This window comes from Acidovorax sp. AC410 (genome assembly GCF_979253235.1).
The window spans coordinates 399959-422437 of the sequence record NZ_CEEDCG010000001.1 but is presented as its reverse complement, the minus strand read 5'-3'; the positions used below and the strand labels follow the sequence as shown (position 1 = coordinate 422437).

General features: G+C 67.9%; 19 protein-coding genes. 13 read left to right on the top strand and 6 right to left on the bottom strand.

All coding sequences use genetic code 11. The features are described 5' to 3' along the window. Nucleotides 1-170 precede the first annotated feature (170 nt). Both AC0IZS_RS01885 and AC0IZS_RS01880 read right to left on the bottom strand, forming a co-directional pair. Nucleotides 171-1124, bottom strand: coding sequence for a homoserine kinase (locus tag AC0IZS_RS01885; protein WP_471634095.1), 954 nt, complete (start codon nucleotides 1122-1124; stop codon nucleotides 171-173). Between the two features lie 76 nt (nucleotides 1125-1200). Further along, complete coding sequence (locus AC0IZS_RS01880) at nucleotides 1201-1560, bottom strand: hypothetical protein (RefSeq protein ID WP_471634094.1); 360 nt, start codon at nucleotides 1558-1560, stop codon at nucleotides 1201-1203. 67 nt (nucleotides 1561-1627) lie between these two features. Between AC0IZS_RS01880 and polA the strand changes: the two genes are divergently transcribed. The 9 genes from polA to arsC all read left to right on the top strand — a co-directional run bounded on the left by polA (nucleotide 1628) and on the right by arsC (nucleotide 11849). Next, the gene (polA, locus tag AC0IZS_RS01875) at nucleotides 1628-4453 is read left to right on the top strand and encodes a DNA polymerase I (protein ID WP_471634093.1); all 2826 of its coding nucleotides are present in this window, start codon (nucleotides 1628-1630) and stop codon (nucleotides 4451-4453) included. Between the two features lie 41 nt (nucleotides 4454-4494). After that, nucleotides 4495-5424 (top strand): LysR family transcriptional regulator, encoded by a 930-nt coding sequence (locus tag AC0IZS_RS01870; RefSeq protein ID WP_471634092.1) that lies wholly within the window; start codon nucleotides 4495-4497, stop codon nucleotides 5422-5424. Between the two features lie 163 nt (nucleotides 5425-5587). Continuing rightward, nucleotides 5588-6478: an amino acid ABC transporter substrate-binding protein gene (locus tag AC0IZS_RS01865; protein WP_471634091.1), complete on the top strand. Its 891-nt coding sequence runs from the start codon at nucleotides 5588-5590 to the stop codon at nucleotides 6476-6478. A 15-nt stretch (nucleotides 6479-6493) separates the two neighbouring features. Next, nucleotides 6494-7270, top strand: coding sequence for an aspartate/glutamate racemase family protein (locus tag AC0IZS_RS01860; RefSeq protein ID WP_471634090.1), 777 nt, complete (start codon nucleotides 6494-6496; stop codon nucleotides 7268-7270). 91 nt (nucleotides 7271-7361) lie between these two features. Continuing rightward, nucleotides 7362-8318, top strand: a complete 957-nt coding sequence (locus AC0IZS_RS01855; RefSeq protein WP_471634089.1) for an amino acid ABC transporter substrate-binding protein — start codon at nucleotides 7362-7364, stop codon at nucleotides 8316-8318. A 115-nt stretch (nucleotides 8319-8433) separates the two neighbouring features. After that, the gene (locus AC0IZS_RS01850) at nucleotides 8434-9378 is read left to right on the top strand and encodes a 3-hydroxyacyl-CoA dehydrogenase NAD-binding domain-containing protein (RefSeq protein WP_471634088.1); all 945 of its coding nucleotides are present in this window, start codon (nucleotides 8434-8436) and stop codon (nucleotides 9376-9378) included. A 138-nt stretch (nucleotides 9379-9516) separates the two neighbouring features. Continuing rightward, nucleotides 9517-10413, top strand: a complete 897-nt coding sequence (locus AC0IZS_RS01845) for a dienelactone hydrolase family protein (protein WP_471634087.1) — start codon at nucleotides 9517-9519, stop codon at nucleotides 10411-10413. Nucleotides 10414-10535: 122 nt separating this feature from the next. After that, the gene (locus AC0IZS_RS01840) at nucleotides 10536-11360 is read left to right on the top strand and encodes a ZIP family metal transporter (protein WP_471634086.1); all 825 of its coding nucleotides are present in this window, start codon (nucleotides 10536-10538) and stop codon (nucleotides 11358-11360) included. A gap of 129 nt (nucleotides 11361-11489) precedes the next feature. After that, on the top strand, nucleotides 11490-11849 hold the full coding sequence (gene arsC, locus AC0IZS_RS01835; protein WP_471639452.1) for an arsenate reductase (glutaredoxin): 360 nt from the start codon (nucleotides 11490-11492) through the stop codon (nucleotides 11847-11849). 7 nt (nucleotides 11850-11856) lie between these two features. Here arsC and AC0IZS_RS01830 read toward each other — a convergent pair whose 3' ends face one another. Next, the gene (locus AC0IZS_RS01830) at nucleotides 11857-12609 is read right to left on the bottom strand and encodes a LytR/AlgR family response regulator transcription factor (RefSeq protein WP_471634085.1); all 753 of its coding nucleotides are present in this window, start codon (nucleotides 12607-12609) and stop codon (nucleotides 11857-11859) included. Continuing rightward, entirely contained in the window at nucleotides 12606-13787 is a 1182-nt protein-coding gene (locus AC0IZS_RS01825; RefSeq protein WP_471634084.1) for a sensor histidine kinase, read from the bottom strand. Before AC0IZS_RS01825 ends, AC0IZS_RS01830 begins: the two co-directional genes overlap by 4 nt. A gap of 51 nt (nucleotides 13788-13838) precedes the next feature. On the opposite strand from AC0IZS_RS01825, the gene argH reads away from it, so the two are divergent. The 4 genes from argH to AC0IZS_RS01805 all read left to right on the top strand — a co-directional run bounded on the left by argH (nucleotide 13839) and on the right by AC0IZS_RS01805 (nucleotide 18924). Then, nucleotides 13839-15308 (top strand): argininosuccinate lyase, encoded by a 1470-nt coding sequence (argH, locus tag AC0IZS_RS01820; RefSeq protein WP_471634083.1) that lies wholly within the window; start codon nucleotides 13839-13841, stop codon nucleotides 15306-15308. A gap of 124 nt (nucleotides 15309-15432) precedes the next feature. Continuing rightward, nucleotides 15433-16419, top strand: coding sequence for a Bug family tripartite tricarboxylate transporter substrate binding protein (locus tag AC0IZS_RS01815; RefSeq protein ID WP_471634082.1), 987 nt, complete (start codon nucleotides 15433-15435; stop codon nucleotides 16417-16419). A 31-nt stretch (nucleotides 16420-16450) separates the two neighbouring features. Next, on the top strand, nucleotides 16451-17914 hold the full coding sequence (locus AC0IZS_RS01810; protein WP_471634081.1) for a diguanylate cyclase domain-containing protein: 1464 nt from the start codon (nucleotides 16451-16453) through the stop codon (nucleotides 17912-17914). A 146-nt stretch (nucleotides 17915-18060) separates the two neighbouring features. Next, nucleotides 18061-18924: an SGNH/GDSL hydrolase family protein gene (locus AC0IZS_RS01805; RefSeq protein WP_471634080.1), complete on the top strand. Its 864-nt coding sequence runs from the start codon at nucleotides 18061-18063 to the stop codon at nucleotides 18922-18924. A gap of 12 nt (nucleotides 18925-18936) precedes the next feature. Here AC0IZS_RS01805 and opgC read toward each other — a convergent pair whose 3' ends face one another. Next, nucleotides 18937-20205, bottom strand: coding sequence for an OpgC domain-containing protein (opgC, locus tag AC0IZS_RS01800; protein ID WP_471634079.1), 1269 nt, complete (start codon nucleotides 20203-20205; stop codon nucleotides 18937-18939). A 9-nt stretch (nucleotides 20206-20214) separates the two neighbouring features. Then, nucleotides 20215-22338 carry a catalase gene (locus tag AC0IZS_RS01795; RefSeq protein WP_471634078.1) on the bottom strand — a complete coding sequence of 708 codons (2124 nt, stop codon included), beginning with the start codon at nucleotides 22336-22338 and terminating at the stop codon, nucleotides 20215-20217. Between the last annotated feature and the right edge of the window lie 141 nt (nucleotides 22339-22479).

The window sequence follows — 22479 nt, the reverse complement described above, 5'->3', positions numbered from 1 at the left end:
GATCGGGAAAACGGCCAGTGCAGTCCGGGCCTGGCAGGTTGGTGGGGAGATGGCGCCTAATTTACCCCAGCGCACCATGGCCGGGGCCGCATGGGGGCATGCGAAAGGCGCCAGGGTGTGACATTCCTCGCGGAATGGTGGTTCAGGGCTGTCTCTGGGGGTGGGGACGCTCAGCCCGCATGCACCGGCCGGGCAATGCGCCCGCGCAGCACGCGCTCGAAGTGGGTCGGGTCGTGCGGGGTCAGCATGGAGGCCTCGCGCGGCAGGTAAAAGTCCCACAGCCGCGAGATCCAGAAGCGCAGGGCACCGGCACGCAGCAGGGCCGGCAGCAGTTCGCGCTCGGCCGCAGTGAGCGGGCGCACGGCCTGGTAGGCATCGAGCATGCGCTGTGCGCGCTCGGGGTCGTGGGCGCCCGTGGGCAGGTCGATGCACCAGTCGTTCAGGCACACGGCCAGGTCGAACAGCCAGGTGTCGACGCCGGCAAAGTAGAAGTCGAAGAAGCCCGTGAGTTCTTCGCCATCGAACATCACGTTGTCGCGGAACAGGTCGGCATGTACCGGCCCGGTGGGCAGGGCTGTGTAGGCCGATGAGGCCGCCACGTGGTTCTGGTAGGCCAGCTCCGAGCGCAGCAGCGCCGCCTGGCGGGCGTCGAGGTGCGGCAGCACCACGGGCACGGTCTCGTTCCACCAGGGCAGGCCGCGCAGGTTGGGCTGGTGGCGGTCGTAGCCGCGCCCGGCCAGGTGCATGCGCGCCAGCATGCTGCCCACGGCGGCGCAGTGCACCGGGCCGGGGGCCAGCTGGCTCTTGCCGTGCAGCTTGCTCACCACGGCGGCCGGCTTGCCGCACACGCTGTGCAGGATGTCGCCGTTGCCGTCCGCACGCGGGTCGGGCACGGGCACGCCGCCGTGCGCCAGGTGCTTCATCAGGTGCAGGTAGAACGGCAACTGCTCGGCCGTGAGGCGCTCGAACAGCGTCAGCACGAACTCGCCCTGATCGCTGGTCAGGAAGTAGTTGGTGTTCTCGATGCCGCCTTCGATGCCGCGCAGCGCGACCAGCTCGCCGAGGTTCAGGCGGCGCAGCAGTGCGCGCGCCTCTTCATTGGAGACTTCAGTGAAAACGGCCATCGCTCAGCGGGAAAGGTGCGGGAAAAGGGACGAAACAGGGAGGGCGGCGCACGCAGTGCGCGGGCACCAGGGGGTGTCAGAACTTGAGGACGTTCCAGACCCGGGGGCCGGTATTGGTTTCGGCGCCGTTCAAGGCGCCGGTGCGACCGCGTGCGCCGTCGGGCGACTGCACTTCGTAGCTGGGCATGTTGCCGGTCTTGGGCTGCACGTTGATGCTCTGCGTCTGGCCGCCCACGCGCAGTTCGTCGACGCGGCTGCCGGCGTCCTCGATCTGGATGCGTTCGGTGCGCTGGTTGGTGCGCCCGGACAGGGATTCGGGCGTGGTGAGCGCCTCGCCTTGCCGGGGGGCGCCCACGGGGGCATTCTGGCCAGGGGTCTGGGCCAGTACGGGGCCGCCGGCCAGGGCCAGCAGCAGGGAGAGGTGAACAGCGCGCATGGCCCGATTGTAGAGCGCCCCCGCGCACGGGTGGTGCAGGGGCTTTGGCCATGCACAATGGCCCCCCATGAGCAATAAAAAGACCCTGGTGCTGGTGGACGGCTCCAGCTACCTGTACCGCGCCTACCATGCCATGCCTGACCTGCGGGCCGTGCCGGGCGACCCCACGAGTGCCGCCACGGGCGCCATCCGCGGCATGATCAACATGATGCAGGCCCTGCGCAAGGAAGTGCATGCCGACTACGCGGCCTGCATCTTCGACGCCAGCGGCCCGACCTTCCGCGACGAAATCTACCCCGAGTACAAGGCGCAGCGCGCGCCCATGCCCGACGACCTGCGCGCGCAGATCGACCCGATCCACGAAGTGGTGCGCATGCTGGGCTGGACGGTGCTGGCGATTCCCGGCGTGGAGGCCGACGACGTGATCGGCACCCTGGCCGTGACCGCAGCCACCCAGGGCATCGACGTGGTGGTCTCCAGCGGCGACAAGGACCTGTCCCAACTGGTGGACGAGCACATCACCATCATCGACACCATGAACGGCAAGCGCCGCGACGTGGCCGGCGTGACCGCCGAGTTCGGCGTGCCGCCGCACCTGATGGTGGATTTCCAGACCCTGGTGGGCGATACCGTGGACAACGTGCCCGGCGTGCCCAAGGTGGGCCCCAAGACGGCCGCCAAGTGGCTCATGGAATACGGATCGCTGGCCGAACTGGTGGCGCGCGCCCATGAGATCAAGGGCGTGGCCGGCGAGAACCTGCGCAATACGCTCGACTGGCTGCCCACCGGACGCAAGCTGGTGACCATCCGCACCGATTGCGACCTGGTCGAGCACATCGTGGGCCTGCCCGCGCTCGACGCCATCGTGATCGGCGAGCAGCAGGTCGATGGGCTGCGCGAGTTCTATGAAAAGTACGGTTTCAAGGGCCTGGCACGGGCCCTCGGGGGGCCTGCCGCCGAGCCTGCTGCCGAGCCCGCGCCCGCTGCCCGCAAGAAGGCCGGCGGCGATACCGACACCGCCGACCTGTTCGCCGAACCTGCGGCGGGTGGTGGAGATGGCGCCCCGGCTGCTGTGGAGAAACCGGCCCGCAACGAGCGCTACGAGACCATCCTGACCTGGGACCAGTTCGACCGCTGGCTGGCCACCCTGCACGTGGCGCCGCTGACGGCGCTGGACACCGAGACCACCTCGCTCGACGAGATGCGCGCCGAGATCGTGGGCATCAGCTTCAGCGTGGAGCCTGGGGCTGCGGCCTACATTCCGCTGCGCCACGAGGGCCCCGATGCGCCGGCGCAACTGCCCTTCGACGAGGTGCTGGCGCGCCTCAAGCCCTGGCTGCAGGACCCGCGGCACCTCAAGCTGGGCCAGCACATCAAGTACGACCGCCATGTGTTCGCCAACCATGGCATCGAGGTGCAGGGCTACGCACACGACACCATGCTGCAAAGCTACGTGCTCGAAGTGCACAAGCCCCACGGCCTGGCCAGCCTGGCCGACCGGCACCTGGGGCGCAGCGGCATCAGCTATGAAGACCTGTGCGGCAAGGGCGCGCACCAGATCCCGTTTGCCCAGGTCGATGTGGCCAAGGCCGCCGAATACTCGTGCGAGGACTCCGACCAGACCCTGGACGTACACAAGGCCCTGTGGCCGCTGCTCGAAGCCAACGAAAAGTTGCGCTTCATCTACGACCTGGAGATGGCCAGCAGCGAGGCCCTGTACCGCATCGAGCGCAACGGCGTGCTGATCGACGCGCCCACGCTGGCCAACCAGAGCCACGAGCTCGGCCAGCGCATCGTGCAGTTGGAGACTGAGGCCTATGAGATCGCGGGCCAGCCCTTCAACCTGAGCAGCCCCAAGCAGCTCGGTGAGATCTTCTTCGACAAGCTGGGCATGCCCGTGGTCAAGAAGACCGCCACCGGCGCGCGCAGCACCGACGAAGAGGTGCTCGAAAAGCTGGCCGAGGACTACCCGCTGCCGGCCAAGCTGCTGGAGCACCGCAGCCTGGTCAAGCTCAAGGGCACCTACACCGACAAGCTGGCCCAACTCGCGCTGCCGCGCACGGGCCGGGTACACACCCACTATGCACAGGCCGTGGCCGTCACCGGGCGGCTGTCGAGCAACGACCCCAACCTGCAGAACATCCCCATCCGCACGCCCGAAGGCCGGCGTGTGCGCGAGGCCTTCGTGGCGCCTGCAGGCAGCGTGATCGCCAGCGCCGACTACTCGCAGATCGAGCTGCGCATCATGGCCCACATCAGCGGCGACCACTCGCTGCTGCACGCCTTCCATGCCGGGCTGGACGTGCACCGTGCCACCGCCGCCGAAGTGTTCGGCGTGGCGGTGGACCAGGTCACGAGCGAGCAGCGCCGTTATGCCAAGGTCATCAACTTCGGCCTGATCTACGGCATGAGCAGCTTCGGCCTGGCCAAGAACTTGGGGATAGAGACCAAGGCCGCAGCTGCCTACATCGACAAATACTTCCAGCGCTACCCCGGCGTCAAACAGTACATGGACGAGACCAAGGCCGCCGCCAAGTCCATGGGCTATGTGGAGACCGTGTTTGGCCGGCGCCTGTACCTGCCCGAGATCAATTCGCCCAACGGCCCGCGCCGCAGCGGTGCCGAGCGCGCAGCCATCAACGCGCCCATGCAGGGCACGGCGGCCGACCTGATCAAGCTGGCCATGGTGGCCGTGCAGAAGGAACTTGAGGCGCACAAGCCAAGCATCAAGATGATCATGCAGGTGCATGACGAACTGGTGTTCGAGCTGCCCGAGGGCGAGGTGGACTGGGTGCGCAGCCACATCCCGCGCCTGATGGCCGAGGTGGCGGCACTCAAGGTGCCGTTGCTCGCTGAGGTGGGCGTGGGCCCCAACTGGGACAAGGCACATTGAAAAGCCGCGGCGCTGGCGCATTCATTGCAAGGTAAAAAGGCATGCGCCTTCGCCACATTGAAGTCTTCAACGCCGTGATGCTCACCGGCAGCGTGAGCGCTGCCGCGCGGCTCATCAACGTCACCCAGCCGGCGGTGAGTCGCATCCTGGCGCATGCGGAACTGCAACTCGGGTTCGCGCTGTTCCACCGGCTCAAGGGCCGCTTGGTGCCGACCACCGAGGCACAGACGCTGTACCCGCACATCGAGCGCCTGTTTGCCCAGCTCGACGACGTGCAGCGCCTGGCGGCCAGCCTCAAGGGCGACCGGCGCGAGGGGGCGCTGCACATCCTGACCGTGCTGGCGTTGAGCTACGAGGTGCTGCCGCGCGCGCTGCGCAGCTTCCGTGCGCTGCATCCGGACGTGGACGTGGCCATTGACGCCCTGCACTCGCCGCAGATCGTCTCGGCCCTGGTGCTGCAGGAGGCGGATGTGGGCTTCGTGTTCAGCTCCATCGCCCACCCCTCGCTGAGCCAGGAGCACATCGCCGACGGCTACATGGTCTGCGTGGCGCCCAAGGGCATGCTGGGCCCCGCACTGGTGCAGGCCGGCAGCGTACACCTCACGGACCTGGCGGACACCCCCGTGGTGCGCCTGGACGTGCGCGACCCCATCGGCACCGTGATGGGCCATGCCTGCCGCGAGGCCGGCGTGGGGCTGCGCACGGCCATCACGGTGCAGACCTACCATGCGGCACTGGCCCTGGCACAGCATGGCCATGGCGTGGCGCTGGTCGATGCCTGCACGGCCGCCTCGGCCGACCGCAGCCAGGTCGACGTGCTGGCCCTGGCGCCGCACATCCCCGTGCCCATCCAGTCGCTGCGCACCGTCAACCGGCCGGCCTCTCTGCTGGCCAGTGCCATGGCCGCCTGCATGCGCCAGGCCGTGGCCGAGACCATGGCCAGCAAGGGCCTGCCCAGCCCCAGGCCCTGAGAACAGGCTCTGATCGGAGGGGGCGGGCGGGCCCCCCATAACTTTCCGGCATGGCCTACCCGGAGAAATGAATTGTTCAAAGCGGCGCTGAATTTCTACAGTGCGTCCACGTCTTGCCCTTGTGCATTTCGCTCCACCAGTCCCCGCCCACCAAGGAAATTCCATGCAACTGTCCGCCGTTTCCCGTGCTGCCCTGCTGGCCGCCAGCCTGGTCGCCTGCGCCGCCGCCAGCGCCGACACGCTCAAGAAGATCGCCGACACCGGCAAGATCACGCTGGCCTACCGCGAATCGTCCGTGCCCTTCAGCTACCTGGCCGGCACCGGCCAGCCCGTGGGCTTTGCGGTGGACATCTCGAACGCCGTGGCCGACGCCGTGAAGAAGCGCCTGAACAACCCGGCCATCAAGGTCGAGCTGCAGCCCGTCACCTCGCTCAACCGCATCCCCCTGGTGCAGAACGGCACCGTGGACCTGGAATGCGGCTCGACCACCAACAACAGCGTACGCGGCAAGGACGTGCAGTTCGCCACCAACTATTTCTACACCGGCACGCGCCTCTTGACCAAGAAGAGCTCGGGCATCAAGGGCTTCGGCGACCTGGCCAAGCGCAAGCTCTCCACCACCTCGGGCACCACCAATGCCCAGGTGGTGCGCAAGTACGACCGCGACAACAAGCTCGAAATGGAAGTGCTGATGGGCAAGGACCACGAGGATTCGCTGCTGCTGGTGGACACCGGCCGGGCCGAGGCCTTCGCCATGGACGACATCCTGCTCTACGGCCTCATGGCCAATGCGCGCAACCCGGCCGAGTGGGACGTGGTGGGCGAGGCGCTGCAGGTCGAGCCCTATGCCTGCATGCTGCGCAAGGACGACCCGCAGTTCCAGGCCCTGGTGAATGGCGTCATCGGCTCCATGATGAAGTCCGGCGAGTTCGAGAAGCTCTACACCAAGTGGTTCATGTCGCCCATCGCACCGCGCGGCCAGAACCTCAGGCTGCCCATGGGCAAGGAGCTGCGCGACAACCTCGCAGCCCAGAGCGACAAGCCCGCCATCTGACGGGAGCCACCGAGCATGTTGGCAAGCCATCGCCCCGCCACGCAGACGGTGGGCATCCTGGGCGGCATGGGGCCGGCCGCAGGCGCGGACTTCGCGCGCCTGTTTGTGCAGGCCTGCGGCGAGCGCATGGCGCAGCTGGGTATTCCCGTGCATGACCAGGCCTACCCCGAGCACTGGCTGGCGCAGGTGCCCATCCCCGACCGCACGGCCGCGCTGGGCGACACCCGCCTGGGCGCGCACCAGCCCGCCGAGCCGATGCTGCAGGCCACCGGCCGCCTGGCCGCGCTGGGCGTCCGCGCAGTGGCCATTGCCTGCAACACGGCCCATGCCTGGCACGGCCTGCTGCAGCAGCGCTTTCCACAGCTGGTGGTGCTGCACGGGGTGCAGGAGGTGGTCGCCGGCCTGGCGGCGCGCCAGGTGAGCGCGGTGGGCTTGCTGGCCACGCGCGGTGCCTACGACGCCGGCCTGTACCAGGCGGAGCTCGAGCGTGCGGGCATCGCCTGCTGTCTGCCCACCGCTGCCGAGCGCGATCAGCTGATGCAGGGCATCTACGACGGGGTCAAGGCCGGCGACTATGCGCTGGCACGCCAGCGCTTCGAGTCAGTGGCGTGCGTGCTGCAGCAGCGCCATGGCGTTGCCACCCTGGTCATGGGCTGCACGGAGATACCGCTGGCGCTGGCCGAAGGGCCCCAGTTGCCGGGTGTGGCGCTGGTCAACCCTTCGGTCGTGCTGGCGGCGGCGCTGGCGCGGCAGGCCTATCTGGTGGACACGGCGGCATCCGCAACGGCCTGACACCGGGCCTTCCCATCGGCAGTGCTGCTGCCGTTCCATTGCACCAGCCTGCGCTGCACAAGCCGGCTGCACTTTTCAGGGTGATCGCGATATGACTTCTGAATCCCATGCGTGGTGGAGCCGCTGGCGTGCCCGCCTGCCTGCGGCGTCGGCCATGTGCCTGCTGGTGGCAGCGGCGCCAGCCATTGCGCAGGCACAGCTCCCGCCCCCCGCCACCGCAAGGGCGCCCGGAGGCACCCTGCAGCGCATCAAGGAGCGCGGCACCGTGGTCATCGGGCACCGGGAATCGTCCATGCCCCTGTCCTATGTGGCGGACGGCGTGCCCCTGGGCTACAGCGTCGATGTCTGCCGGAGCATTGCGCAGGCCCTGGGTCGGCATCTCCAGTTGCGCGAGACCCGGGTGGACTACCGCCTGGTCACCTCCAGCACCCGGTTCGATGCGATCGAGAAGGGCGAGGTGGACCTGGAATGCGGCTCCACCACCAACACGGCGGCACGCCGACAGCGCGTGGCCTTCACCATCCCGCATTTCGTCGCTTCTTCGCGCATGGTCGTTCAGAGCAGCAAGCCCTATGGCCGAATCGAGGACATGGATGGCAAGCTGGTGGCCTCCACCATCGGCACCACCAACATCGATTCGCTGGCCCGGGAGGCGCTGGCCAAGGCGATCCGCATCCAGATCGAGCCGGCCCGCGACCATGCACAGGGGTTCGCCTGGGTGGTGCAGGGCAAGGTCGAGGGGTTTGCCATGGACGATGTGCTGCTCTTCGGCCTGCGGGCCAGCCACCACCGGCCCGAAGACGTGAAGGTCATCGGCAAACCCATGACCATCGAGCCCTATGCCATTGCCTTCGAGCGGGACAACCCCGAACTCAAGACCGTGGTGGATACAGAACTGCGCCGGCTCATCCAGACGCGGGAACTGCACCGCCTCTACGACAAATGGTTCAACTGGCCCATCCCCCCGGGCGGTATCAATCTGGGTATGCGCATGCCGCATCTGCTCGTGGACTCGCTCAAGTACCCCTCGGACTACGTTCCCCAGTAAGCGTCGAGAGTGCCCATGGCGTGAATCCGGTGCCTCTGGGATGGGCACTTGGATGGTTGGGTGGCAGCGGACCCGATGGGCTGCATGGACCGTTGACTCAGAAAGGGAATGCGCGATGAAAAAAGCGGTCGTGATCGTGGGTGGTGGAATCATGGGGCGCGACATCGCAGCCATCTTCATTGCCGCAGGATGGAAAACCCAGATCGTTGCAAGAGACGAAGGCAAGTGGCCCCAGTTGCGGCGATCGCTCCAGGCTTCGGTCGAGCAACTGGGCGCCGTGGTACACCCGGTCATCCATCTGAGGGCGGACATTGGTGATGTCGACTGGGACGGCGTGGTGCTGGCTCTGGAAGTGGTCCCGGAGCAGCTCGAGCTCAAGCGCAAGGTGTTCGCGGCGCTGGACGCGAGCGCTCCCGCGAACGTCGTCATCGGCTCCAACAGCTCCAGCCTGCGCATCACCGACATAGCGGCTGATCTGGCCGGGGCTGCAAGGATGGCGAACACCCACTTCTTTCAGCCCGCCCATATCGTCCCGCTCATCGAGATCGCCAAGGGCGACACGATATCCTCGCGAACGATGGAAACCTTGCACGACATCTTCTATGCGGTGGGACGCGCACCGGTACGGGTGAACAGCGATCTTCCCGGCTTTCTGGCAAACCGCATGCAGCACGCCCTCATGCGTGAAGCGTTTGCGGTCATCGACAGCGGGCTGGCGTCTGCGCAGGACGTGGATACCGCCGTGCAGTTCGGTTTCGGCTTTCGCTACGTGGCAGCCGGGCCGATGTTGATCAAGGAGTTTGCCGGATTCGATACCCAGCACGCAGCGGCAACGGCCATATACCCCACTCTGTGCAACGACTCCGCACCTGGCAAGACATTGTCAGGGCTGGTGGAGCAAAAGCACTTTGGCGTGAAGTCCAGGAAGGCGTTGAGAAACTGGACCCCCGAGTCGATCAAGGAAGAGCGCGGGCGGTATGAGTCTGCACTCATGAAGGCCGCGGGAATTCTCTGGAGCTCCCTGGGCTTCAAGAAGCAGCAGGAGCCGCGCGAAAACTGACGCCACTCCATGGCCTGGGAGCCGCACCCTGCTTTTTGCCCCTGCCACTGGACAGTTTACCGCAGCCCGGGAGCGCCCGCAGGGGCGTTGCCTTAGACTGCGCGCTCGCCTTGTCCCATTTACCTTTGGAGATCGACGATGCTGAGCGATGACCACCGACTGGATACCGAGGCCCTGGTGCCCGGCCGTACCACCGAAGCCGGCGCCACGCGCCGCCTGGCCCTGCAGACCGCTTTGGGCCTGGGCTATGCCGCCGCAGCCACGCCGCTGATGGCGCAGACGGCCATCGCCACCCCGGCCGACGGCCTGACGGCCGGTGAGGTCAGCTTCACCGTGGGCGGCTTCAAGGTGCCCGCCTACCGCGCTGCGCCCGCCGGCAAGACCGGCCTGCCCGTGGTGCTGGTGATCCAGGAGATCTTCGGCGTGCATGAGTACATCGCCGACACCTGCCGCCGCTTTGCCAAGGCCGGCTACCTGGCCATTGCCCCGCAACTCTACGCGCGCCAGGGCGATGCCTCCAAGTACACCGAGGCCGCCAAGCTCATGGCCGAGATCGTCTCCAAGGTGCCCGATGCGCAGGTGATGGCCGACCTCGACGGCGCCGTGGCCTGGGCCACCGCCAACGGCGGCGATGGCGCGCGCATGGGCATCACCGGCTTTTGCTGGGGTGGCCGCATCACCTGGCTGTACGCCGCGCACGGCCCGGTCAAGGCTGGCGTGGCCTGGTATGGCCGCCTCGTGGGCCAGGCCAGCGACCTCACGCCCAAGCACCCCGTGGACATCGCGCCCATCCTCAAGGCGCCGGTGCTCGGCCTGTACGGTGAAAAAGACACCGGCATCCCCCTTGACACGATTGATAAGATGAAAGCAGCCCTGGCCGGTGGCACTGCCGCCGCCAAGGCTTCGGAATTCGTGGTGTACCCCGATGCGCCGCATGCCTTCCACGCCGACTACCGCCCCAGCTATCGCAAGGAAGCGGCCGATGATGGCTGGAAGCGTGCGCTGGCCTGGTTCAAGGCGAACGGCGTCGTCTGACCGACCGCTCTCCTACAATCAGCCGCCCCTGCATTCAAGGGGCGGCTTTTTTTGAGCCCGTGGTGCCACCCGATTGACACAAGAATCAATCCCTATCGCTCAATGGACGGGCACGTAAAGCCATGACTCTGCTAGCAATCATTTTGGCCACCCTGGCTGCCGGCATCGGCAGCGTGTGGCTGGCCGCGCTGCTGATGCGCCTGGGGCTCGGCGGCCGCACGGACAGCGTGGGCCCCCAGCACCTCCTGAGCCTGGCGGCCGGCGCGCTGCTGGCCACGGCCTTCATGCACCTCTTGCCCGAGGCCTTCGAGAGCCAGGCGGGCGCACACGACCTGTTTGCCACGCTGCTGGTCGGCGTGGTGTTCTTCTTCCTGCTGGACAAGGCAGAGCTCTGGCACCACGGGCATGAGCACAGCCATGCCGCACCCGCCGAGCATGAGCATGCGGGCCATGCACACGGCCATGCGCACCATCACCACCACCACGACACTCCCCGCACGGGCGGCTGGGCCGTGCTCACGGGCGACAGCGTGCACTGTTTTGGTGACGGCATCCTGATCGCATCGGCCTTCATGGCCGACATCCGGCTGGGCATGATCGCGGCCGTCTCGGTGCTCGCGCACGAGGTGCCGCACCACATGGGCGACCTGGTGGTGCTGCGCCAGACCAGCCCGAACCGGCGCATGGCGCTGGTCAAGGTGTCGCTGGCGGGCGCCGTCACGGCGCTGGGCGGCCTTGTGGGCTACTACCTCGTGGGGCAGTTGCAGGACCTGCTGCCCTACTTCCTGGCAGTGGCATCGAGCAGCTTCATCTACGTCGCCCTGGCCGACCTGATTCCCCAGCTGCAAAAGCGCCTGTCAGCGCGCGAGACCGTGGCCCAGATTGCCTGGCTGATCGCCGGCATGGTGATCGTCACCCTTGTGAGTGGAGCGGCCCATGCGCACTAGAGAGGCCCCCCTGAGTCGCCTTCGGCGCCATCCCCCCAGGGGACGCCCCCAGCGCGGCGGGGCGGCCCTTGCGCGGGGGCGCTGGCTTAGTGCTGCACCAGTTGCATAGGCAACTGGCGACAAGGACAACTGGAGGAGAGAACCTTGGTTACGATTTACCACAATCCCCGCTGCGGCACCTCGCGCAACACCCTGGCCCTGCTGCAGGAGCGCGGCGTGCAGCCCGAAATCGTCGAGTACCTCAAGACCCCGCTGGACCGTGCCGCGCTGCAGGCGCTGGTCGCAGCCATGGGTGTGCCGGTCATCGACGTGGTGCGGGCCAAGGAAGCGGTGTTTGCCGAATTGAAGCTGGGCGAGCCGGGCGTGACGGACGCGCAGCTCATCGATGCCATGCTGGCCCACCCCATCCTCATGAACCGGCCCATCGTCACCACGCCGCTGGGCACACGGTTGTGCCGGCCTGCAGAGACGGTGCTGGAGATCCTCTAACCGCAGGTCAGCGCGCCAGTTCCTCGCGCACGGCCGCCACCTGCCGGCGCGAGACGGTGAGCACTTCCGTCATGCCCTGCAGGCGCACGGCCCAGCCGTCGCCTTCCTCCGGGTCGTAGTGCTTTTCGAGCGCGCGCACGGCGCGCCGGGCCACCAGCGCATTGCGGTGGATGCGCAAAAAGCGCGTGGGGTAGCGCGCCTCCAGCTCGCTCAGGGCCCCGTCCATGATGTAGCTGCGCGTGGCGGTGCGCACCGTCACGTACTTCTGCTCGGCCTTGAAATACAGCACCTCGGCCAGCGGCAGGCGTTCGGTGCGGCCCCGGTCCTGGATCACCAGCGCCTCGCCATCGGCGGCAGAAGGGGCCGCCGCCGTGCTGTGGGCCGGGCGGGTGGTGCGCTGCACCTTGGCCAGGGCCTGTTGCAGGCGCTCGCGCCGCACGGGCTTGGTGAGGTAGTCCACGGCGTCGAGCTCGAAGGCATTCACCGCGTGGTCGGCGTGGGCCGTCACGAAGACCACGGCCGGCGGGCGCGCCAGGGCCTGCAGCGCGTGCGCCAGGCCCAGGCCGTCCTGGCCGGGCATGTGGATGTCCAGCAGCACCAGGTCGAAGGCGCTGCCCCCGGTGGGGCCCAGCAGGGCCATGGCTTCACCGGCATTGCCGGCCTCGGACACGGTGGTGTGCAGTGTCTCGGCGCAGTCGCCCAGCAGGGTGCGCAGGCGGCTGCGGGCCAGGGCTTCGTCGTCAACGATCAGGATGTTCATGGCGCGGCATTGCGGGTAGGGGCGGAGGGCGGTGGCGACGGGGCTGGCGAGGCGGGCCGGCCATGGCGGCGGGGGCGGCCGGACACGCGGGCCGGCCGGTCCTGCACGGGCAGCGTGATGCGCACCTGGTAGAGGCCGTCGAGCACGCCGGCCGTGAACTCGCCCTGCACATCATGCAGCAACGCCAGGCGCGCGCGCACGTTGGCCAGGGCAATGCCATGGCCGCGGGGCACGTCGTGGTAGCGGATGTCGCTCGCCGGCAGGGTGTTGGTGATGCGCACCACCACGCGGTTGCCGCGCAGTTCGGTCATCACCTTGAGCTTGCCGCCGCGCGGGCTGGGCTCCACGCCATGCTTGACGGCGTTTTCCACCAGCGGCTGCAGCAGCAGGGGTGGCAGGCGGGCGCTGTCGGTGCGCGGGTCCAGGCTCCACTGCACCTGCAGGCGCTTGCCAAAACGCACCTCCTCGATCCCGAGGTAGCGGCGTGCCAGGGTGATTTCCTCGCCCAGGGTGGTCACTTCGCCCTGCTCGACGAGCGCCACGCGGAACAGGTCGCTCAGGTCTTCGAGCAGGGATTCGGCCTTGGCGGGCTCCTTGCGCACCAGCGCGATCGCGCTGTTGAGGGTGTTGAACAGAAAGTGCGGGCGAATGCGCGACTGCAGCTCGGTCAGCCGTGCCGTGGTGGCCGCCGGGGTGCGCCCGCGCGCGCGCAGCACCAGGGCCGCGACCAGCAGGGCGGCGAGCAGGGCGCCGGTGGCGGCGCTGGCCACCCAGGGGGAGCGCTCGGCCACACCAGCCAGTGTCAGCATGGCACAGGCATACAGGCCTGCCAGCGCCCCGAGCGTCACGCCGGCCGCATACTGCTGGCCCGTGCCCAGGCCCTGCAGCACGGTCTTCAAGCTGCATGCCGTGATCAGCCAGGCCAGCGTGGCTGGCAGGGCGCCGCCCGTCACCAGGGCCATGCTGGCCAGCCACTGGGCGGGGTTCTGGGCGCCGAACAGGGTGCCGACGCCGACCACGACCTCGACGAACAGCACGGCCCGCAGCACCACGCCGACCTGGCAGGCGTCGAACACCAGCGCCCTTCCGGCAGCGGGCTGGCCACTGGGCGAAGGGCCTCTGGGGGGGCCGGATTCGGCGTCGGGAGGCGGGGTCGATAAAATTTGCGTGTTTTGCATTGCGGCATCCGGGTGTTCCGGGTGTCAGAACTACCGGATTATTGCCCTCCCATGTCCAACAGCCAAGCCAATAGCGCGCCGTCCGCGCCCTCCCACAACCAGCTCGACACCAAGGCCCAGGCCTGGTCGGCGCTGTTTTCCGAGCCCATGAGCGACCTGGTCAAGCGCTACACCTCCAGCGTCTTCTTCGACAAGCGCCTGTGGCAGGCCGACATCGCGGGCAGCCTGGCGCATGCCGACATGCTGGCCGCGCAGGGCATCATCAGCGCCGAGGACCATGCCTCGATCCAGCGCGGCATGGCGCAGATCGCGTCCGAAATCGAATCCGGCGGCTTCGAATGGAAGCTCGACCTCGAAGACGTACACCTGAACATCGAGGCGCGCCTGACCCAGCTGGTGGGCGACGCCGGCAAGCGCCTGCACACCGGCCGCAGCCGCAACGACCAGGTGGCCACCGACGTGCGCCTGTGGCTGCGCGGCGAGATCGACCTGATCGCCGACCTGCTCAAGGAGCTGCAGGTGTCCCTGGTGGACGTGGCCGAGCAGAACGTGGAGGTCATTCTGCCGGGCTTCACCCACCTGCAGGTGGCCCAGCCCGTGAGCTTTGGCCACCACATGCTGGCCTATGTGGAAATGTTCGCGCGCGATGCCGAGCGCATGGCCGACGTGCGCCGCCGCGTCAACGTGCTGCCCCTGGGCGCCGCTGCGCTGGCCGGCACCACCTACCCGCTGGACCGCGAGCGCGTGGCCCGCACCCTGGGCATGCAGGGCGTGTGCCAGAACAGCCTGGACGCCGTGAGCGACCGCGACTTCGCCATCGAGTTCACCGCTGCCGCCAGCCTGTGCATGGTGCATGTGAGCCGCCTGAGCGAAGAGCTCATCATCTGGATGAGCCAGAACTTCGGCTTCATCAAGATCGCCGACCGCTTCACCACCGGCAGCTCCATCATGCCGCAGAAGAAGAACCCCGACGTGCCCGAACTGGCGCGCGGCAAGACCGGCCGCGTGGTCGGCCACCTGATGGGCCTGATCACCCTCATGAAGGGCCAGCCCCTGGCCTACAACAAGGACAACCAGGAAGACAAGGAGCCGCTGTTCGACACCGTGGACACGCTCAAGGACACGCTGCGCATCTTCGCCGAAATGGTCGGCGGCCAGCTGAACCCTGCCACGGGCAAGAAGGAGGGCGGCATCACCGTCAATGCGCCGGCCATGGAGCAGGCTGCGCTCAAGGGCTACGCCACCGCCACCGACCTGGCCGACTACCTGGTCAAGAAGGGCCTGCCCTTCCGCGACGCCCACGAAACCGTGGCCCACGCCGTGAAGGCCGCCGTCTCGCACCAGGTGGACCTGTCGGAGCTGCCGCTGGCCGTGCTGCAGGGCTTTCACCCGCAGATCGAGAAGGACGTGTTCGATGCGCTGAGCCTGCGCGGCTCGCTCAACGCACGCAACACCCTGGGCGGCACCGCACCAGTCCAGGTGCGCGCCCAGTTGGCGCGCCACCGCGCGCGGCTGGGCTGACGCCGCCTGGGCGTGCTTCTTGCATGGTACGGATGCCGCAGGCCGCTGCGCATGACAGCGCCGCAGCCTGCGGCTACGATCCCTGTCTGTTGCACCCGATGACCTATCCGCTGGAGCCCTTCGCATGACCTCGCCCCGCCGCCGTCTTTTCGCCCACACCCTGCGCACCGGTGCGCTGCTGCTGGGCCTTGCGGCCGCAGGCCTGGCATCGGCCCAGCCCAAGCCGATCCGGTTGCTGGTGGGCTTTCCGGCCGGCGGCGGCACCGATGCCATCGCGCGCACCCTGGCCGAAAAGCTCAAGGACGAGCTCGGCACCTCGGTGGTGGTCGAGAACAAGCCCGGCGCGGGCGGGCAGATCGCGGCCCAGACGCTCAAGGCCGGCCCGGCGGACGGCACGGTGTTGTTTCTCACCCACGACCACACCATCTCCATCCTGCCCCAGGTGGTGAAGAACCCAGGCTACGAGCCCGCGCGCGATTTCATCCCCGTGGTCGGCATTGCCACTTTCGTCAATGCCTTCGCCGTCTCGGGTGGCACGCCCGCCAAGTCGTTTGGCGAATACGTCGCCTGGATCAAGGGCGCGGGCGGCGGCAAGGGCGCGGTGGGCATCCCGGCACCTGCGTCCACACCCGAATTCCTGGTCAAGCTCGTGGGCGGCAAGTTCGGCATCGACCTGGTCTCGGCACCCTACCGGGGTAGCGCACCGATGATGGCCGACATGCTGGGCAACCAGATCGGTGCCGGCGTGGCCTCCATCCCCGACTTCATCGAGAACCACAAGGCCGGCAAGGTGCGTGTCGTGGCCGTGCTGGGCAAGGCCCGCCAGGCGGCCATGCCCGACGTGCCCACCTTCGACGAACTGGGCCTCAAGGGCTTCGAGGACCTGCCGTACTACGGCATCTATGCGCCCACCGGCACGCCGCAGAAGTTCGTCACCGATTTCTCGAACGCCGTGGCCAAGGTGATCGCCATGCCCGAGGTGCGCGACCACCTCACGGCCATGGGCCTGACCGTGGGCCACATGCCGTCCGCGCAGTTCGCCACGCGCGAGAAGGCCTATACCGCCGCCTGGACCAAGATCATCAAGGACACGGGCTTCGTGGCCCAGTAACCCACCCTGCCGGCGCAGGCCGGCTTCCGCCATGCCCACCACCCGCCTGCCCGCGCACTGGCAGCAGTCCCGCTACCTGCCCCTGCTGGTGGGGCTGTGCAGTGCCGCGCTGGCCATGCTGCTGGCCTGGGTGGTGATCGACATCTCGCACACCAAGGCGCGCACCGAGATCGGGGCCCGCGGGCAGACGCATCTGCTCGAAATCCGCGACCGCCTGGACCGCCAGTTGCAGAGCACGCTGTCAGTGCCCGAAACCGTGGCCGCCTTCGTGGCCGCGCAGGGCCATATGCCGCCCGAGATCTTCGCCTCGGTGGTCGGGCGTTTGCTGGAGAGCCAGCGCAACATCCGCAACCTGGCACTGGCGCCGGACAACGTCATCAGCGACATCTACCCACGCCTGGGCAACGAGAAGGCCCTGGGCCTGCGCTACCTGGACAACGCGCAGCAGCGCGGCGCGGTGGAGCGCGCCATCCAGACCCGCCGCACGGTGGTGGCCGGCCCCATCCCTCTGGTGCAGGGCGGGCTGGGCATCGTGAGCCGCACGCCCGTGTTCCTGTCGGGTGTGCCGGGCGCGGCCCCCGTGGCCGAGCCGCGCTACTGGGGCATTGTCTCGCTGGCCGTGAATGCCGACACCCTGTTCACCGACGTGGGGCTCAACACCGAGCAGATGGGCTTCCAGGTGGCCGCGCGCGGCCTCGATGCCATGGGCGCCCAGGGGGCCGTGTTCGTGGGCCGTGCCGGCCTGTTTGACGAAAAGCCGGTCACGCTCGACGTGCCCCTGCCCGGGGGCGGCAGCTGGATCCTGGGCGCCGTACCGGTGGGCGGCTGGAAGGCCGCCGGCAGCGCGCCGGCGCTGGTCGTGACGCTGTCGTACGTGTTTGCCCTGCTGCTGGGCCTGCTCAGTGCCTGGCTGGTGCGGGCGCACCAGCAGGTGCTGGCGCTGGCCAGCCACGACCGCCTCACCGGTCTGCCCAACCGCCGCCTGTTCGAAGACCGCCTGTCCCAGGCCGTGCTGGCCGCCTACCGCGACCGCCGTGCGGGCGCACTGCTGCTGGTGGACCTCGATAGCTTCAAGGCCATCAACGACAGCATGGGCCACGGCTGTGGCGACCAGGTGCTGCTGCGCGTGGGTCAGCGCCTGGCGGGCCTGGCCCGTGCCAATGACACGGCGGCACGGCTGGGGGGCGACGAGTTCGCTCTGGTGTTGAATGCGGTGACCTCGCCGCAGGCCGCGATGGAAATCGCCCAGCGTGTCCTCCAGGACATGCTGGCGCCCATCGGCCTGGACAACGGTGAGCATGTGCGCATCGGTGTCAGCATCGGCGTGGCCGTGTTCCAGGGCGACGCGGCAGAGCCCCTGCCGGCGCTGATCGACCGGGCCGACCAGGCGCTGTACGCCAGCAAGCGCGCCGGCAAGGGCAAGGCCACGCTGGCCGCCTCGGCCGAGCTGCACACCTATGCGACCCAGCCGCAGAGCAGCTCCACCATGCCGTGAACCATCCATTCGGATGGCTGTGGCAGTGCCCATGGCTGGATTGGCATGACGAGCCCGCCGAAGTTGTAAAACATGGGGTGGACGCGGTGAAATTGCCGAAAATGGCCCCATCTGACAACGATGTGCCACTTCCTGGAAACCATGCCATGAAGCGATTTCCCCGCCTCTCCAAGCTCGCCCGGCGCCTTGCGCTGTCGGGGGTGCTGGTGTCGAGCACGGCCGCGGTGCATCCGGCGCCCGTGGGTGGAGCCGGCTCTGCGCCCGGCCCCAAGACCACGCAGTCCTCATCGGCCTCCCACTATGCCCGCTGGCAGGCCAGCATGGACGCGTTTGCCGCAGCCGACAGGGCCCAGGCCCCCGCCGAGGACGGCGTGCTTTTCGTGGGCAGTTCCACCATCCGCTTCTGGACACAGCTGCCGCAGGACTTTCGCGACGCGCCGGTGGTCATCAACCGCGGCTTCGGTGGCTCCACCATGGCCGACTGCCAGTACTTCGTCAAGCAACTGGTGCTGCAGTACCGCCCGCGCCAGGTGTTCGTCTATGCAGGCGACAACGACCTGGCCGAAGGCCGCTCGCCGCAGCAGGTGCTCGAAAGCTTCGAGGGCTTTGTGGCTGCCGTGCGCGCCGAACTGCCCGACACGCGCATTGCCTACATCTCCATCAAGCCCAGCCCCTTGCGCGCCGAGCTGATGCCCAAGGCCCGCGAGGCCAATGCCCTGCTGGCCGCCTATGTGCGTGGCTTGCCCAACAGCGACTACATCGATATCTTCACGCCCATGCTCGACCTGCAGGGCGCGCCCCGGGCCGAGCTGTTCGGTCCGGACCGCCTGCACATGAGCGATGCCGGCTACCGGCTATGGCGGTCGGTGATCGCCGACTATGTGGGACGCGGCCAGCCCGCGCTGCAGGCCGACCCGCACAAGGGTGCAAAGAACGCCACGGACACCACGGCGGCTGCGCCGCAGGCCGTTCCGGCGGCCGCTGCCGTCCAGGTCAGCACCGGGCGCTGAAAGCCCGCCTCTTCATCCTGGAATCGCCTTCGCCTTCGCCTTGGGCGGGTCCTGCGGTGCGGGCTGCAGCGCCATGCGGGCAGGTGCTGGCGGGTACATGGGCGGGCGCTTCTGGCCAGGGGCCAGTACGGCGGGCGGCGTGGTATCTTCCTTCTGATGGCGTTCGAGCCACAGGGTTGCCCGCGCGACCGCATACAGCACGCCGAAGCAGGCGGCCAGCAAGGCGATGTCCTGCAGCCAGGGCCGCTCGTACTTGGCCCCCAGCCCCACCAGCACCATGAGCACCAGCACCAGGTGCGCACAGAACACCGGCAACGAGGCCGAGCCCAGCGTCTCCAGCCAGCGCTGGCGCGGCATGCGGGCGGCCAGCCGGGGGCCGTAGTGGATGGCGAGCACCACCAGCGCAAACAGATTGACCATGCGCATCGGTCCCAGTGCCCATTTGTCGAACCAGGGGTTGAACGCGGCATACGGCCCGTCGGCATGAAAGGGGATCTGGCCGACCAGGTGCCGCCAGCCCATCAGGAAGAGGGCCAGCGCAATGGCCAGCAGCACCGACCAGCGCGGGAAGGTGAAGGCTGGCGCATTCGGGTCGTTGCGCGTGGCGCCCATCCACAGCCCCAGCATCCACAGGAACTGCCAGCTCCACATCACGAAGGCACCGGTCTCGTTGAAAGGCACGGGCAGCGGCACGAGGGCATTGATGCCGTCGTACACCCCGTGCGACAGCCCGAACTGCGCCGCCAGCCAGACCAGCCCGCTGACCACCATCACCGGCCGCCAGCCCCAGACGAAGGCCAGCACCATCACCCAGGGGCTGGCCAGCATGAACAGCACGTACAGCGGCAGGATATCGAGGAGCGGTGGCTCGTAGAGCAGCAGCAGGCCGCCCACCAGTGCCGTGAACGGCTGCTTGACGTAGAAATTCAGCAGGTCCACCACGGCCGGCTGCTCGATGCGGATGCCGATGAAGGCGATCACCGTGAACAGGAACAAGAGCAGCGCCGCATGGCAGGCGTAGATCTTGAGGGCGCGGCGCCAGAAGGCGTGGTGCATCTCGGCCACGCTCTTGCGCCAGGCCACGCGGCCATAGACCATGCCCGCCATGTAGGCGGACAGCAGCACGAAGCCCTCGGCCGCCGACACGTAGCCAAAGGGCTGGCCCAGCGGCGAGGTGAACCGCGTGGGCAGGTGCGTCACCGTCATCAGCAGCAGCATCAGCCCCCGGGCTGCATCAATCTCCCAACTGCGTTGGAACGACGGGGCGGGCGCGGGGGGCATGGCGGCTCCTCAGGCGAGGGTGCGTACCTTGGGCTCTCTGTCCCACTGCCGCGTCTGCGCGGCAGCGATGAATGCCTTGCTGTCCTTGGGGTCCACCACGCCGGCGTCGGGCTCGATGCCGGCCGCCTGCACGATGGCCTGCGATCCCGGGCAGGCGCCGATGGCCTTGAGGTGGCCAAAAGCATCACGGAACCAGTCCACCGCAGCGGCCTCGCGCGAAAGCTTGTTGCCCATCTCGGTCGAGAGGATGGAGGCCACGGCATCGAACACCGTGGAAGGCGTGCCGGCCAACTGGCCATCGGCGGGCAGGCGGCTGCCATCGTCCATCTTGGCACCGCCCACCTTGGGTGCGACGATCTTCACCGTGGCACCGGCCTTCTCCACGGCCTTCTTGAAGGCGGCCACCGACTTGGCGTTGGAGCCGTCATCCACCAGCAGGCCCACGCAGCGGCCCTCCAGCGTAGGCTTCATGCGGTCGATGATGCGCAGCGCGGGTGACAGCGGCAGGTCCAGCGGCTTCACGGCAGCAGGCGGTGCCGGCGGCACGGCGTCCATGCCCAGGCCATCGGCCACGCGCTGGGCGAGGGCGGCGTCCACATGCTGCAGGTGGCCCACCACCGCTTCGCGCACATGCACCGTGGCCACCTTGGACAGCTCGAACACGATGGCCGAAGCCATGTGCGCCTGCTCCACCTCGCTCTGGCTGCGAAAGAACATGCGCGCCTGGCTGTAGTGGTCGGCAAAGCTCTCGGCACGCACCCGGCCCTTGGCACCGTCGTCGGCGGGGCGCTCGGCAAAGTGCCTGAAGCCCTGCGCCAGCGAGGCGCGCGGCGTATCGCCCTGCAGGCTGCTGGGCTCGTAGTTCACGCGGCCCTTGGGCACCTGCATCTGCATGTGGCCATCGCGCTGCATGTTGTGGAACGGGCACTTGGGAGCGTTGACCGGGATCTGCGCGAAGTTCGGGCCGCCCAGGCGCGACAGCTGCGTGTCCAGGTACGAGAAAAGCCGGCCCTGCAGCAGCGGGTCGTTGGAGAAGTCCACGCCTGGTGGCACGTTGGCGGGGCAGTAGGCGACCTGCTCGGTCTCGGCAAAGAAGTTGTCGGGCCAGCGGTTGAGCACCATGCGGCCGATGGTCTTGAGGGGCACCAGTTCCTCAGGGATCAGCTTGGTGGCGTCCAGGTGGTCAAACGGGAACTTCGCTGCGTCTTCCTCGGTGAACAGCTGCACGGCAAAGTCCCACTCGGGGTAGTTGCCGGCCTCGATGGCCTCGAACAGGTCGCGGCGGTGGTAATCGTTGTCCGCTGCCTGGAGCTTCACGGCCTCGTCCCACACCGTGGACTGGATGCCCAGCTTGGGCCGCCAATGGAACTTCACGAAGGTGCTTTTGCCCTCGGCGTTGACCAGCCGGAAAGAATGCACGCCAAAGCCCTCGATCATGCGCAGGCTGCGCGGGATGGTGCGGTCGCTCATGGCCCACATCACCATGTGCAGGGTTTCGGGCATCAGCGAGACGAAGTCCCAGAAGGTGTCGTGCGCGCTGCCGGCCTGCGGGTAGCCGCGGTCGGGCTCCATCTTCACGGCGTGGACGAGGTCGGGGAACTTCATCGCGTCCTGGATGAAGAACACCGGGATGTTGTTGCCCACGATGTCCCAGTTGCCCTCTTGCGTGTACAGCTTGACGGCGAAGCCGCGCACGTCGCGCGGAGTGTCCACGGAACCGGCGCCGCCGGCCACGGTGGAAAAGCGCGTGAACACGGGAGTTTGCACGCCCACTTCGGTCAGAACGCGGGCCGTGGTGAATTCGGCCAGCGATTCGGTCAGCTCGAAGTAGCCGTGCGCGGCCGTGCCGCGGGCATGCACGATGCGCTCGGGAATGCGCTCGTGGTCGAAGTGCGTGATCTTCTCGCGCAGGATGAAGTCTTCGAGCAGCGTGGGCCCGCGGGGTGTGTCGCGCAGCGAATTCTGGTTGTCGGCGATCGGAATGCCCAGTTGCGTGGTCATCACCGGGTGATCGCCGCCGGCTTGTTGTTGCAATTCGTCACCATTGCCGCGCTGGGTGTCGGGGGTCGCAGTGGTGTCAGGGGTCGAACGTGGCTTATCCGCAGTTTTGCGGATGGCTGGGGACTTGGCCATGGATGCTCCAGATAAGGTGTCGTGGGACGGATCAACAGGCATCTTTCGCCAGGGGAGGCCAGCACGGGGTAGGACCATGGGCCGTCCTCCTGTCGGCAGCGAGAAAAAGGCTCCGCCGTGAAGTGCTGCACGCACCGGATA

Excerpts from the sequence above, each read along its gene's own strand:
- AC0IZS_RS01885 (WP_471634095.1), bottom strand. The coding sequence starts at position 1,124 with ATGGCCGTTTTCACTGAAGTCTCCAATGAAGAGGCGCGCGCACTGCTG.
- AC0IZS_RS01880 (WP_471634094.1), bottom strand. The coding sequence starts at position 1,560 with ATGCGCGCTGTTCACCTCTCCCTGCTGCTGGCCCTGGCCGGCGGCCCC.
- polA (WP_471634093.1), top strand. The coding sequence starts at position 1,628 with ATGAGCAATAAAAAGACCCTGGTGCTGGTGGACGGCTCCAGCTACCTG.
- AC0IZS_RS01870 (WP_471634092.1), top strand. The coding sequence starts at position 4,495 with ATGCGCCTTCGCCACATTGAAGTCTTCAACGCCGTGATGCTCACCGGC.
- AC0IZS_RS01865 (WP_471634091.1), top strand. The coding sequence starts at position 5,588 with ATGCAACTGTCCGCCGTTTCCCGTGCTGCCCTGCTGGCCGCCAGCCTG.
- AC0IZS_RS01860 (WP_471634090.1), top strand. The coding sequence starts at position 6,494 with ATGTTGGCAAGCCATCGCCCCGCCACGCAGACGGTGGGCATCCTGGGC.
- AC0IZS_RS01855 (WP_471634089.1), top strand. The coding sequence starts at position 7,362 with ATGACTTCTGAATCCCATGCGTGGTGGAGCCGCTGGCGTGCCCGCCTG.
- AC0IZS_RS01850 (WP_471634088.1), top strand. The coding sequence starts at position 8,434 with ATGAAAAAAGCGGTCGTGATCGTGGGTGGTGGAATCATGGGGCGCGAC.
- AC0IZS_RS01845 (WP_471634087.1), top strand. The coding sequence starts at position 9,517 with ATGCTGAGCGATGACCACCGACTGGATACCGAGGCCCTGGTGCCCGGC.
- AC0IZS_RS01840 (WP_471634086.1), top strand. The coding sequence starts at position 10,536 with ATGACTCTGCTAGCAATCATTTTGGCCACCCTGGCTGCCGGCATCGGC.
- AC0IZS_RS01830 (WP_471634085.1), bottom strand. The coding sequence starts at position 12,609 with ATGAACATCCTGATCGTTGACGACGAAGCCCTGGCCCGCAGCCGCCTG.
- AC0IZS_RS01825 (WP_471634084.1), bottom strand. The coding sequence starts at position 13,787 with ATGCAAAACACGCAAATTTTATCGACCCCGCCTCCCGACGCCGAATCC.
- argH (WP_471634083.1), top strand. The coding sequence starts at position 13,839 with ATGTCCAACAGCCAAGCCAATAGCGCGCCGTCCGCGCCCTCCCACAAC.
- AC0IZS_RS01815 (WP_471634082.1), top strand. The coding sequence starts at position 15,433 with ATGACCTCGCCCCGCCGCCGTCTTTTCGCCCACACCCTGCGCACCGGT.
- AC0IZS_RS01810 (WP_471634081.1), top strand. The coding sequence starts at position 16,451 with ATGCCCACCACCCGCCTGCCCGCGCACTGGCAGCAGTCCCGCTACCTG.
- AC0IZS_RS01805 (WP_471634080.1), top strand. The coding sequence starts at position 18,061 with ATGAAGCGATTTCCCCGCCTCTCCAAGCTCGCCCGGCGCCTTGCGCTG.
- opgC (WP_471634079.1), bottom strand. The coding sequence starts at position 20,205 with ATGCCCCCCGCGCCCGCCCCGTCGTTCCAACGCAGTTGGGAGATTGAT.
- AC0IZS_RS01795 (WP_471634078.1), bottom strand. The coding sequence starts at position 22,338 with ATGGCCAAGTCCCCAGCCATCCGCAAAACTGCGGATAAGCCACGTTCG.